Source organism: Mongoliibacter sp., assembly GCF_007692705.1.
GTDB lineage: Bacteria > Bacteroidota > Bacteroidia > Cytophagales > Cyclobacteriaceae > Mongoliibacter.
Window position 1 is genome coordinate 1 of record NZ_REBN01000128.1, and the last position, 12,892, is coordinate 12,892.

Here is a 12,892-nt window from a genome sequence, read left to right on the forward strand (position 1 = left end):
CTCATTAGTGACTCATTGGTATTCTTCAATACATATTCCTCATTGTTTTCCAATACCAAATCAATCCCTTGATCTTTTGCAATACCCTCCCAGTCTTCTAAAATTTCACTCACCAACACATGACATTTCACCACCTCTGTTTTGATGAATTGAGCATTATTTACCTTAGAAATCAGTAATAGGGCATTTACTGTTTTCTTCATTTGAGAAATTGTCCCCTGCATATCCATGAGTTTTTCCATCTGTACATGATCCACCCCTTCACTACCAAACATGGCTTCCACCTTTGATTGAAGAATAGAAATTGGGGTCTTGAGTTCGTGTGATGCATGCGAGATAAAAACCCTCTCCTGATTGAAGGCTTTTTGAATCCTACCCATCATGTCTGATATGGCTTGATCCAAAGCCTCAAACTCCTCAGTGTTGGTCTCAATTTTTTGATGTATAAATTGCTGAGGTTCATTGATTCCTGACAGTTTTGTCCCCACAATACGATGAAATGGAGCCATGATTTCTTGGGAAAATTTATAATCAAGCAAAAATGAAAACACCAGAAAAATCATAATTAGCCCAACAAATATGCGGAAGACTATGTCTTTGAATTCCTGAATGGTCCCTAAGCTCCTACCTATTTCCATTAAAAACATCTCCTCTCCTGCCACGAAAGTAGAGGCTAAAACCCGGTAAGAAACGGGTGTCTCGTCCAAAATTCTTTCCTCTACAAAAATAGTATCAGAAGCATACAAGAAATTCACTTTCTCCAACAAGATGTATTCTTCCTTGAGTAGGTTATAGCTCCCATAACCTATATCTCTATTTTCTTCTGAAATAAAACTGTATATACCATCCTCTTCAATGATCGCAATTACTTCTTGCTTTTTTTCATCGAGAAGTCTATCCGTATTTTTTACTGCCAAAAATTCAATCAAAAACGGGCCTGCTATCAAAAAAACAATGAGCAAAAATCCTTTGGCCAAAAAATTATAAATCAAAAACTTGGCTGAAAGTTTCATAGGCTATTAAATTTTCACCTTGTATCCTAGGCCTCTCACAGTTTCGATCCATTCTGTGGACGCATAAGTACCGAGTTTTTTACGAATATTCTTAATGTGGACATCAATATAGTTGGATTGATATTCATCATCCAAATGATCTCCCCAAAGATGTTCTGAAAGCTGGAATCTATTAAGTACCCTGTTTTTATTAAGCACCAAAAATTGAAGCAGGATAAACTCTTTACTTGTCAATTTTATTTCCTGTCCCAAATAGCTTACAGCTTTAGCAGAAAAATCTATCAAAAAGCCGTCAATTGAAATCTCTGAATTCTTTAACCCACTTTTTCTTCTCAATATGGCATGCATTCTTGCTTTCAATTCCAATAAGGAAAATGGTTTGGAAAGATAATCGTCTGCTCCCATTTGGAGCCCCTTTACTTTATCATCAATCTCTGATCTGGCAGTCAAAATAATCACAGAAGCCATTTCCTGAAATTTTCTAATTTCTGTCAAAAGCTCAAGGCCATCTCCATCAGGCAATCCAAGATCCAAAAGGATGAAATCATAGGGATTTGTGGCTAAATTTTCGGAAGCATCCTTAACTTTTTGAGCCACATCACATACATAATTTTCTGATCTCAGAAAATCCTTAATTTCTTTGACCAACTGTGGTTCATCTTCTACCAATAATACCCTCATCTTTTTTTTCTGATATTTTTTTTGACTGGTATAGAATAAGAAGCCTGTCCAAGAAATAAAGACCTCGGTCGGGAAGGATCAAACAAAGGCACACTGAACGGATTAACAAACCTATACTGAAACTCCAACTCAAACAGCCCTTTAGTGAAAGTCAAAGGAAGCATAAACTCGAAACTTTGGAGACCAAATTTCCCCAGGTCATCCTGTTCTTCAGGAAGCATTTCAAAGTTACCCATTTGATAAAAGTTATTGGTGCCCGCCATCAGTGATAATTTAGGCTCAAATGATACCACCACAGATTTGAAGAGCCTTTGGTCAATTTCAAAATACCGCGAGTGGTGACTAGTAAAAAAGTAGTCGATACTTTCATTAAATAAAGTCTGTGCTTGAAAACTACTATACAAAGGACCCCATTCCCAACCGAAGCTACCTTGCAAAAATGCCAGGTTCTGAATCCCGGCAATAGCACTTTCTCCGGCAACCAAGAACTGCGAATAACTGATATTAATATCTGTTGTTTCACTCAAATCAGTGGCGTAGCCTAAGGAAAGTGCATATTGCCAGGGTAGGTTCTCTTCCATGAATTTCAAGGCGGAGAGGTTGACATAGACCCCACTTCGAAAATAGTACATCAAGTCGGTGGAAATAATCGGGATATCGAGTCCGAAATCCCTTCCCATAAACGTGAATGCATTCTGGAACCTTGAATTGATTATGACAAAATCATAACCAATACTTTCAACGGATGCTGTTTGAACAGAATCCTGATCCTGGGCAGATAATTGCCCACTTAATGAGAAGAAAAACAGTATTATAAATCCAAGCTTCTTTATCATCAGCTCATTTCAAGTAATTAAATTCAAAACTTTACTTTTACAGTATTGTATCATCCCCCTGGTTTGCCTGGGGGGTTTGGTCTGTTAGGAGGCGTGTTCGGTCTGCCCGGAGGGGTGTTTGGTCTTTGAGGAGCGGGCCTGTTAGGCCTGACTACCGGAGCATTTGGCCTAGACTGAGGGACATTGATAGATGGTCTTGCCTGGGGTGGAAGTTCTGGTTTCCCAACTCCATCAGGCTTGCCGCTATTTCCTTGTCCATTACCTCTATTAGCGTTATCAGCTCTGGAAGCAGCTCTTTCTTTACCGTACTCAGAATTGCCTAGAGCATTGCCGGAATTGGCTCTTTCTCTCATCAGGGTACTTCTTCTGGCAGCACTTGATACACTTAAGCCTTTTTCCTTTCCACTACCGGAAGATCCACCGGCTTTTTCTTGAACCACATTTACTTGTTCAGATTTTTTTCCTATTTCTTTCTCATTGCTTTGCGCTTGGACTGATATAACCCATAGCATCAAAACCATGATCATAGATAACTTCATAGGTTTCCTTTGTTTAGCTTTCAAAGAACGTTATTTCAGACATAAGTGCAAATATCCAAGACCATGAAAGGACTCAAATACTTAATATTATATCACAAACGCTTGATTGAAACTTTCAATCAATACCTCAAAGAAATGGTAGAAAGATGAAGGGAAAATGAAGAAGTACCCATCTCATTCAAAAATTTTACTTTTTCTTAAAAAGTTTGGAAACAGATTTTGTGAATTGCTCAAAATGATTTACTCCGGATAGGATTGGTGGCAATAATAAGGTACCTCCTAGTCCTAAGTTGTCTTTCTTGCCTTCATGAGCCTGCATAGGGTAAAGCAAGATAAAGTTTGAATGTTGAAAATACCTATTCAAGTATCTAGGAAGTTTCTCCATGGTAGGATTGTATGAAAACCCTTCATTCCTACTCATAATAACAAGAAGTGCATCATTTTCTTGCATATCTCTTGATACAATTAGGAAATCTTCCCAATCCGAGAATTCAATAAAGCTAGCCTCTATAGCAAACTTTTTTTGAACCAATGATATGTATTTAATAGTATCATTGCTTGCATAAAAAACCAGTTTGGCTCCTGTATTCCTTCCAATATTCCAAACTCTTAGCAACCAAAACACAAATCCAATCTCTTTTTCTGCATCGGGAGGAATGACCACAATATACCTTCCTATAGTATTTAGAGGTTGGGTACTTTTATAAATCAGCGTAGTTGTATTGACTTTACTCAGGAGGCCTTCTGTAAGTTTCCCTAAAAAAGACCCTGATATTTCCTGATTATTATGTAGGCCCAGAATTAAATCAGTCGCTTTTATTTCTTTAGCCACATTAGAAATAGCCTGCACCACATTGGAGTCGTACCTAATTACTTCATTCAGTATATTATCAGTTGCAGCTGCACTCACACTCGCTTTTTCTAAGAGTTTTTTAGCTTGCTTTTCTTTTGATGGATCAAGAGAATCTGAGGGTACAATATTCAGTGCTGTCAATGCATTTTTTTCAGAATGACTTTTAATGGTCACTCCTAAATGAATAAGTTCTTCAATATTTTCAGGATAGTTAATCGGTATTAAGATCCTTTCTTCATTTGCCTCGTCGTCGTCCTCATCTGTCCCATTATCCTCTTCCAAGGCCAGTTGCGCAGCTCCTTTTTGTGCCACAATTGAGGCAACAGTACAAGTGACCAAAATCATCAGGATAGTTCCGTTAAGAACGCTTTCACTCAATAACCTGATTGGCTGACCATCCTCTGTTTCCCCCAAAATCACCCTATATCCCACCAAAACTGCAGCAAGTGTAGCTGCTGCCTGGGCATTACTCAATCCGAATATCACATCACGCTGAGCTTTGGAAAAATTAAAAGTTTTTTGTGTAAACCACGCCGCCAAAAACTTTGAAGCCATGGCTATTACAGTCATTACAACAGCTACTAAAATGGTTTCTATATCATTAAAAAATACCCTGTAGTCAATCAACATCCCTACTCCTATCAAGAAAAAAGGTATGAAAAGGGCATTCCCAACAAACTCAACCCTATTCATTAAAGGAGAGGTATGAGGAATAAGCCTATTGAGGGCCAAACCAGCTAAAAAGGCTCCAATAATAGCTTCAATACCAGCTGCTTCTGCCAGAAACGCTGCCATAAATACCAGAGCCAATACAAATATGTATTGAGATATATTATCATCATATTTTTTAAAAAACCAGCGGCCTATAATCGGAAATAAAAAAATCACGATAGCAGCAAATACCACTATAGAGATACTCAACCTCCACCAAAAATCATTACTCATTTCCCCTGAGTACATCCCTACGACCACAGCCAGCACTAAAAGGGCTAGCGTATCTGTAATTACCGTTCCCCCAACGGTGATGTTAACCGCCTTGTTTTTCACCACACCCAACTTACTGATGATAGGGTAGGCTATCAGAGTATGCGAGGCAAACATGGATGCTAACAAAATAGATGTAGGCAAAGCAAACTGTAGTATATAAAGCCCCGCTAGCGTACCCAATACCATAGGAATCACAAAAGTATAGAGACCGAAGACCACACTTTTACCACTATTCTTTTTGAAATCTCCCATGTCGATTTCAAGACCCGCCAAAAACATGATGTATAAAAGCCCTACTGTACCAAAAAGTACTACGCTGCTATCTCTTTCTAACAAATTGAACCCATTGGGTCCGATCACTGCCCCTGCGATGATCAAACCTATCAACTGGGGAATCCGAATTCGGTTTAGTAGTATAGGGGCAAAAAGAATTATGAATAAAATAATGGCAAAAATCAGGACAGGGTTGGTCCATGGTAATTCAAAATTCAAGTCAGATAACAATATCATTTGTCAGGATTTTCTAGATATAAATCAATATTAATTTAAGATACGAGAGATTTAAAACAAAACTAAAGCTTAATGGCTACGGAAAGCTCAAGTTCAATTTCTTCCTCCAAAATTTTCTGTACCTCGTTTTTGACTTCTTCCAATTCAAAGGTATCTAACGGGGATTCTGATACGATGGTCATGGACAAACGCATGGGGTTTACTTGTATTACCCTTACTTCTCTTAGTTTCCCCTGCGGGATTTCCGTTCCACTGAGCCTTTGTATAAGTTTATTTTCCTTTACCATTTTAGAAAACCCAAAGCCTAGAGGAGCACTGATCAACACCACAAAAAGCATTGAAATCAACAATCCTTTTTTGGCAAGTCTAAAAGGACTAAAGCCCAAAAACAAAAATGTCAAGGCTCCCGCCAAAACCATTCCTGCAAGGTTGGTTCCAAGTAACAGTAAAGCTCCGAAAAACACTGACCAATCTCCCCAGCCTAAACCTATTCCGGAAACAGCCAGAGGAGGAACTAAAGCCACAGCGATGGCTACACCTGCCAAAGTTTTAGCTACTTCTTTTTTAGCATGTGCGTAAGCGCCTGCCACCCCAGATGCAGCTGCAATACCCAAATCAAGAAGATTGGGGCGAATCCTTGCTACAATTTCACTGTTTGCAGTGTTCAATGGGGTGATCCATGTAATCAATACTGCAAATAGATATCCTACAGCCATCCCGTAAGCAATCGTTAAAAGACTATTTTGTATCAAATCATTTTCTTGACGCAGTACACCCATGGATAATGAAATAATGGGTGACATCAAGGGAGCTAAAATCATGGCACCTATGATCACCGGGGAAGAATTCCCAAAAAGGCCAAAAGTGGCAATAATAGTAGACAAGGCCATCAGCACCATGTAACTCGTTGAAAGCTCAGAATTCTCTCTTAAAGCCGTAAAAAGCCATTTAAATTCCTCCGTCGTAGCGTGATTACTGATCGGCAAATACCTTTTTAACAGCTCTCTTTTCAGTTCACCGGTTGGAAGATTTTGAATCTTAAATACCTTTTTCTTTTCAACTTCCTTATTGGTATCCAGAAGCATTCCGGGCACTATACTCAGGGCTTTTGGCTTCACTTCAAGCTCTATTTCTTTAGAGCTGGCAACCATTCCATCAGCAGAAAAATCCAGAGGTGATTCACTCGAAATCTTTACCCAGTTTGTCTTGATATGTGCTACATATTCAGGAAGTGAGCTCTTACTTTTTGCCCTGACTATACTGTTAAACCCAAATTTTAAAATCTCCCAATAACTTTTTGGCGCCAGTATCAAGCAGTGCATCAGCCCGTCATTAGGATTAGAATCTGCAAGGATCCTTCTGGATAAAATTGAACTTTTCCCATGTTGCACCACCAGAACTCCTAATCCCGCAGTGTCAATTTTTTTTATTTCATCCGAATCAGTACTGCATTCAATGATGTATGCTTGTAATTTGACCTTCCTAAAGGATCTTAAAAAATTCTTAAACCTAGCCAACACTTTGGATACAAGCCCATTTTCCACTCCTGATCCATACAATAAGCTGAATGTATTGCCTATAATCAGTTTATTCAGAACCGGTTCGCCATTGGCATAAAGCAAATCTACCTCAAGCAATTCTTCTGTCTTAAGGATATTTTCTACAGCCGATTCCAGATTTGAAGATATTCCAAATCCCTGCAATCCCTCTTTCATTTTAGGATGGGGAAGAAAGCCTACTTTCCTATGATTTTCTATGATGTCATCAATAAACTCCCTCAATTGCTGATCCGAGAGGTAGCATACCAAAAAATCATCATCAGTAAATTTAAAAGACCTGTAATCTTTATAAGCTACTTTGATTTTTATGTTATTGTCAAAAAGAGGAATGACCTCTCTTTCGACCTCTTCCAAAATTGCATCATCATAAATAAGAGTAATCGATTTCATATGATTATCATTTATTTTCAATTTTAAGAGCTCACTTTACAAACCTAAAAAACCTTCCAAAATGTGATACTTTGGGAATGATTGATCTCTTAAACTGAAAATGATTAACTGCTATCCCTCATGAGTTGTTCCAAAATCTCCTTGGCTGCCTTGGAAAGAATAGTACCGGGACCAAATACAGCCGCCACCCCAGAATCAAATAAAAACCCATAATCCTTGGGAGGAATTACTCCTCCTGCTATGACCATTATGTCTTCTCTGCCTAACCTTTTGAGTTCCTGAATTAAAGCTGGCACCAAGGTCTTATGCCCCGCAGCCAAAGAGGAAGCACCAACAATATGGACATCATTTTCTACAGCCTGCATAGCTACTTCCTCCGGTGTTTGAAACAATGGCCCAATATCAACATCAAAGCCAAGATCAGCAAAGCCTGTGGCAATTACCTTAGCACCCCTATCATGACCATCTTGCCCCATTTTAGCAACCATTATCCTCGGCCTTCTGCCCTCCATTTCGGCAAATTTATCTGCAAGTGATTTGGCTTCATTGAAAGCCTTATCATCCTTGGCTTCTCCAGAGTACACCCCTGAAATAGACCGTATACTTGCTTTATGTCTTCCGAACTCTTCTTCCATTGCCATAGAAATTTCACCTAAAGTAGCCCTTTTTCTGGCAGCTTCTACAGCCAAGGCCAACAAATTGCCTTCTCCTGATTTTGCTGCTTTGGTGATTGCGAATAAAGCATCCTCCACAGCCTTTGGATCTCGTTCCGCTTTTAACTTCTCCAGCCTTTCTATCTGAGATTTCCTCACAGAGTCATTGTCTACTTCTAATATTTCAAAGTCAGAAGTCTCATCAGTTTGATACCTGTTCACACCAACAATGACGTCTTTGCCACTATCTATCCTGGCCTGTTTTCTTGCCGCAGCCTCTTCTATCCGCATTTTGGGAATGCCTGCCTCAATGGCCTTTGCCATCCCTCCAAGGTTTTCTACTTCTTCTATTAACTCCCAAGCCCTTTCCACAAGCTGATCTGTCAGGTATTCTACATAATAAGAACCTCCCCAAGGGTCAACCACCTTGGTAATACGGGTTTCCTCCTGAAGGTACAATTGGGTATTTCTTGCAATTCTTGCAGAAGAATCAGTTGGTAATGCAATGGCCTCATCAAAAGAATTGGTATGCAAAGATTGTGTATGCCCCAGTACTGCTGCCATTGCCTCCACTGTAGTCCTGGTTACATTGTTAAAAGCATCCTGTTCTGTCAATGACCAGCCCGAAGTTTGGCAGTGTGTCCTCAGGGCCAAAGATTTTGGATTCTTGGGATTAAACTGATTCACAATCTTTGACCAAAGCAGCCTCCCAGCCCTCATTTTGGCTATTTCCATAAAATGATTCATTCCTATAGCCCAGAAGAAGGAAAGCCTTGGAGCAAAGTCATCTATATCTAAGCCAGCAGCCACTCCTGTCCTAAGATATTCCAGTCCGTCTGCCAAGGTATATGCAAGTTCTAGTTCAGCTGTAGCTCCTGCTTCCTGCATGTGGTAACCAGAGATAGAGATAGAATTGAATTTCGGCATTTTTTGGGAAGTATACTCAAAAATATCTGCTATGATCCGCATTGAAGGCTGTGGTGGATAGATGTAAGTGTTCCTTACCATAAACTCTTTCAAAATATCATTCTGAATTGTCCCTGTCAAGTGCTCGGGTTTAACTCCCTGTTCTTCTGCTGCAACAATGTAGAAAGCCAATACAGGAATCACAGCGCCATTCATAGTCATAGAAACGGACATCTGATCCAGAGGAATTCCATCAAAAAGCGCCTTCATATCCAGTAAGGAATCAATCGCCACTCCAGCCTTGCCCACATCTCCTACAACTCTAGGATGGTCGGAATCATACCCTCTGTGAGTAGCCAGATCAAATGCCACTGAAAGCCCCTTCTGGCCAGCAGCGAGGTTTCTCCTGTAAAATGCATTGGACTCTTCTGCTGTAGAAAATCCTGCATACTGCCTGATGGTCCAAGGTCTCATGACATACATGGTGCTGTAAGGCCCCCTTAGGTAGGGAGGAATTCCCGCAGCAAAACCCAAATGGCTTATACCTTCTAAGTGATTGGCATCAAAAGCAGATGGCAAATTGATTTTTTCGCCTGTATCCCATGAAGACTCAAGGTTTAGAGACTTACTTGTAGGCTTATCTTGTCCGAGTTTACTTATATCAGGTCTCATTTTTTAGCTAAATTTGGATATTCGATTAAAAAACTTTCACGTAATGGCAACAATTGCCATTTCTCTTCAAGCCACTCCTCGTTTTCCAGAAGCGTTTTTTCATTGGTCTGGTATTTATTTACACCTATTTTGGTTTTGAAAGAAGTCTTTACTTCCTCAAGCTTCCCATATCGGGCTGCCTTTACCAAATCCTGCAATTGGTGCGTCTCATACGTACTCCACCAACCTCCTTTTGACTCCAAAATCACGAGTTCATTTTTGACTTTTTCGATCAACTGAGCCGTGACAGTCTCCAAAAAATAACTACCGGCTATAGGGTCCATTACTTTATCCAGATAAGATTCCTCTTTCAAAATATTAGAAATATTCCTCGCCATTCTTTCGGCAAAGGAATTGGGCTCCTTTGCCACCTCATCATGAAGTCTCACCCATAAACTGTCACAGCTACCCAAAATAGCTGACATCGCTTCTGTAGTATTCCTCAACATGTTGGTTTGGATATCCGATTTCGCTTTGGTCCAATAACTCGTACTTACAAGCATCCTGATATCTTCAGCCTTCAACTCCACCTGATACAAACAGGCCAATTGTTGAAAGAGTATCTTAAAAGACCTCAGCTTTGCAATTTCAAGAAAATAATCCGACCCTGAGGACGCTTGCAACATTGTATTTGAAATAATAAGTTCTGTGCTTAAACCTCTCTCTGTCAAGCCATCCAAGAGCTCAATATAAGCACCTAGAGGTAAAAATAATTGCTGCGCTAAACTAGCCCCACAGTTATGATAGTATTCAGCATCTATACAGAAAGTTTTGAATTCAGGATAATTTTTATTCCTTGACAATGCCTCTGAAGCGGAATTAATGATATTGGGTAATGAGATTTTCTTTGACAGGCATTCAGCAATAGGATCCCAAAGCAGTCCCCCTTTGAGAACGTTTTTCTTTTCCTCCACAGTGGAATACCAATCCAGAAAATCACTTAGAACAGCCTGGTTGTCTTCCTGTGATTTTAAATAAACCTCTATATATTGGGTATCAACATTTTTTAAAAGTCCTCCATAATCCACACCTTTCTTTACAAAAAGTAATAAGGCATCTGCACCGCTCATTAAGGCCTGAAGGATTTTTTTATTATCAGCTACCACATCATTCACGTTAACCGCGAAAATATTTGACCAATACCTCGGAGACATACCCGGAATTTCAGAAGGCTTGTTAAGCCTGTTGTGGTATTCCTGCAGCCATTGCAAATCGGCTATATCTTCCTCCGTATAGAATGGAAATAACTCCACTCCATCAAAACCATTGGAAACCAGCGTCTTTTGAAAATCCTTGCCTTTGATATCTTTGATGGCCTGACCTATCCATTCTTCTTTGGTAACTTTCTGGAAGTCAGCAAAAAGGTTGTTTTTCATATTTGGGTTAAATTAATGCTTATGCTAAAAGTTACATTCCCAGACCTTCCTAAAAAGGAATTACTGTATCTTTAGCAATCAAAAATAAGACTTACAAGTTTGAAAAACGATTATTTGATATCAATTCGAGAAATGGGGAAGTTAAAAAGCATATATTCCTTGGGCCTTTTTTTGGCATTCAGCCTTCTTTTTGCATGTTCACCGCAGTTGCATAAGAATGTACAGGCATCCTATATACCCGCAGATTCAAATGTAGAAATCCATCCTGAAATGGAAGACTATGTAAGTCCTTACAGGGAAAATCTGGATGCTGAAATGAATAAAATCATAGGCGAGACAACCACTGAAATCAATAAGTCAGGTAGTGGGGAAACCGCACTTGGAAATCTCATCACCGACCTTCAAAAAGAACATGCTGAAAAAACTTTTGGCTACACTATCGATATTTCTGCCATGAACAATGGTGGGATCAGGAATATACTTCCTGAGGGAAAAATAACACTTGGAAACATTTATGAGCTTTCTCCTTTTGACAATTATTTATATGTATTGGAATTGGATGCTGATAGGGTAAAAAAACTAGCAGAGTATGCTATCAATAGAAAAAGTCTCGGTCTTTCTGGGCTGTTTGTTGAAAGTGAAGGTGGAGTTTTAGTCCGTTACCTGATCAACGGTGAAAAGGTAGACGAAAGCAAGACCTACCTACTTGCCGTAAATGACTATATGGCCTCAGGAGGAGACAACCTTGATTTTTTGATTGATGCTCCCGTCAGAGAACAAACAGACATTGTTCTCAGAGACTTATTGATTGAACGTATCAGGGCGATTAGTGAAAAAGGAGAGAAAATTTCTGCCCGAATCGAAGGAAGACAAAAACTGGATTAAAATGAAAAGACGGGATTTTATATTTAAATCATTGATTACAGGAGTTGGTTTGACATATTCTGGAAACCTGGCTTTTGCAGATATTATACCCGATGGTAAAAGAATCAGTATCCTGCACACCAATGATATGCATTCCAGGATTGACCCCTTCCCTGATGACGGTGGCAGAAATGCCAATCAGGGTGGTATGACTAAATTGGCAAACCTTGTTGCACAAATAAGGAAAGAGGAGGAAAACCTTTTGCTTTTGGATGCCGGAGATGTATTTCAAGGAACGCCTTATTTTAACTTTTATGGAGGAGAATTGGAGTTCAAATTGATGAGCAAGATGGGCTTTGATGCATCCACCATAGGGAATCACGAATTTGACAATGGCCTGGAAGGAATTTTTGAGCAATTACCAAATGCCCAATTTTCCCATATCTGTTCTAACTATGATTTCTCAAATACCATATTGAAAAATAAAATCCTTCCCTATAAGGTGTACAAAAAGAAAGGGCTTAAAATTGGGATATTTGGCTTGGGGATTGAATTAAATGGGTTAGTGAGCAAAAAAAACTATGGCAACACCCTTTATCTTGACCCTATATCTAAAGCAGAAGAAATGGTCTCCGAATTGCAGTCCAAAAAGTGTGATTTGATCATTTGCCTCTCACATTTAGGATACTCCTACAGAAGCGCCAAAATAGACGATCTCAAACTCGCTTCTTCCGTTAGTGGAATAGACTTGATCATCGGAGGTCATACCCATACATTTCTTGATGAGCCCACTCGGGTCAAAAATCAGCAAGGCTTTGAGACAATAGTACATCAAGTGGGCACTGGAGCCTTGAGACTAGGTAAAGTAGATTTTGTCTTTTCCAAAGAAAATAAAATGAAATTGGCATCTGTCAGGAGTTTGCCTATTTCTTAAAAAGTCAACTGATTTTTCATTTTTTATTTAAATATATTTTCCCCAAATTTGATGCCCCCGTATTTAGCAGGGATGGGGTT

General features: G+C 39.4%; 10 protein-coding genes. 2 read left to right on the plus strand and 8 right to left on the minus strand.

Translation table 11 applies throughout. The annotated features are described in order from the left end of the window. The 8 genes from EA341_RS06735 to EA341_RS06770 form a co-directional block, all read right to left on the minus strand. The coding region (locus tag EA341_RS06735) for a histidine kinase dimerization/phospho-acceptor domain-containing protein (RefSeq protein WP_293012483.1) at positions 1-1,013 on the minus strand (1,013 nt) is incomplete at its 3' end. A gap of 6 nt (positions 1,014-1,019) precedes the next feature. After that, positions 1,020-1,694: a response regulator transcription factor gene (locus EA341_RS06740; protein ID WP_293012484.1), complete on the minus strand. Its 675-nt coding sequence runs from the start codon at positions 1,692-1,694 to the stop codon at positions 1,020-1,022. Then, positions 1,691-2,530 carry a hypothetical protein gene (locus EA341_RS06745; RefSeq protein ID WP_293012486.1) on the minus strand — a complete coding sequence of 280 codons (840 nt, stop codon included), beginning with the start codon at positions 2,528-2,530 and terminating at the stop codon, positions 1,691-1,693. The genes EA341_RS06740 and EA341_RS06745 overlap by 4 nt, the downstream gene beginning before the upstream one ends. A 50-nt stretch (positions 2,531-2,580) precedes the next feature. Beyond that, positions 2,581-3,069, minus strand: coding sequence for a hypothetical protein (locus EA341_RS06750; protein ID WP_293012488.1), 489 nt, complete (start codon positions 3,067-3,069; stop codon positions 2,581-2,583). Between the two features lie 187 nt (positions 3,070-3,256). Then, positions 3,257-5,419: a cation:proton antiporter gene (locus EA341_RS06755; protein ID WP_293012490.1), complete on the minus strand. Its 2,163-nt coding sequence runs from the start codon at positions 5,417-5,419 to the stop codon at positions 3,257-3,259. Positions 5,420-5,481: 62 nt separating this feature from the next. After that, positions 5,482-7,368 (minus strand): DUF389 domain-containing protein, encoded by a 1,887-nt coding sequence (locus EA341_RS06760; protein WP_293012491.1) that lies wholly within the window; start codon positions 7,366-7,368, stop codon positions 5,482-5,484. 104 nt (positions 7,369-7,472) lie between these two features. Beyond that, positions 7,473-9,599, minus strand: a complete 2,127-nt coding sequence (gene scpA / locus EA341_RS06765; protein WP_293012492.1) for a methylmalonyl-CoA mutase — start codon at positions 9,597-9,599, stop codon at positions 7,473-7,475. Then, complete coding sequence (locus tag EA341_RS06770) at positions 9,596-11,014, minus strand: methylmalonyl-CoA mutase family protein (RefSeq protein ID WP_293012493.1); 1,419 nt, start codon at positions 11,012-11,014, stop codon at positions 9,596-9,598. The genes scpA and EA341_RS06770 overlap by 4 nt, the downstream gene beginning before the upstream one ends. A gap of 132 nt (positions 11,015-11,146) precedes the next feature. On the opposite strand from EA341_RS06770, the gene EA341_RS06775 reads away from it, so the two are divergent. Further along, positions 11,147-11,899, plus strand: a complete 753-nt coding sequence (locus EA341_RS06775; protein WP_293012494.1) for a 5'-nucleotidase C-terminal domain-containing protein — start codon at positions 11,147-11,149, stop codon at positions 11,897-11,899. A gap of 1 nt (position 11,900) precedes the next feature. Next, positions 11,901-12,812 carry a bifunctional UDP-sugar hydrolase/5'-nucleotidase gene (locus EA341_RS06780; protein WP_293012496.1) on the plus strand — a complete coding sequence of 304 codons (912 nt, stop codon included), beginning with the start codon at positions 11,901-11,903 and terminating at the stop codon, positions 12,810-12,812. The last annotated feature ends 80 nt before the right edge of the window (positions 12,813-12,892 follow it).

Bases quoted from the DNA above. Each gene is read 5' to 3' on its own strand.
- EA341_RS06770 (WP_293012493.1), bottom strand. From the start codon at position 11,014: ATGAAAAACAACCTTTTTGCTGACTTCCAGAAAGTTACCAAAGAAGAA.
- EA341_RS06775 (WP_293012494.1), top strand. From the start codon at position 11,147: ATGGGGAAGTTAAAAAGCATATATTCCTTGGGCCTTTTTTTGGCATTC.
- EA341_RS06750 (WP_293012488.1), bottom strand. From the start codon at position 3,069: ATGAAGTTATCTATGATCATGGTTTTGATGCTATGGGTTATATCAGTC.
- EA341_RS06760 (WP_293012491.1), bottom strand. From the start codon at position 7,368: ATGAAATCGATTACTCTTATTTATGATGATGCAATTTTGGAAGAGGTC.
- EA341_RS06755 (WP_293012490.1), bottom strand. From the start codon at position 5,419: ATGATATTGTTATCTGACTTGAATTTTGAATTACCATGGACCAACCCT.
- EA341_RS06780 (WP_293012496.1), top strand. From the start codon at position 11,901: ATGAAAAGACGGGATTTTATATTTAAATCATTGATTACAGGAGTTGGT.
- scpA (WP_293012492.1), bottom strand. From the start codon at position 9,599: ATGAGACCTGATATAAGTAAACTCGGACAAGATAAGCCTACAAGTAAG.
- EA341_RS06745 (WP_293012486.1), bottom strand. From the start codon at position 2,530: ATGATAAAGAAGCTTGGATTTATAATACTGTTTTTCTTCTCATTAAGT.
- EA341_RS06740 (WP_293012484.1), bottom strand. From the start codon at position 1,694: ATGAGGGTATTATTGGTAGAAGATGAACCACAGTTGGTCAAAGAAATT.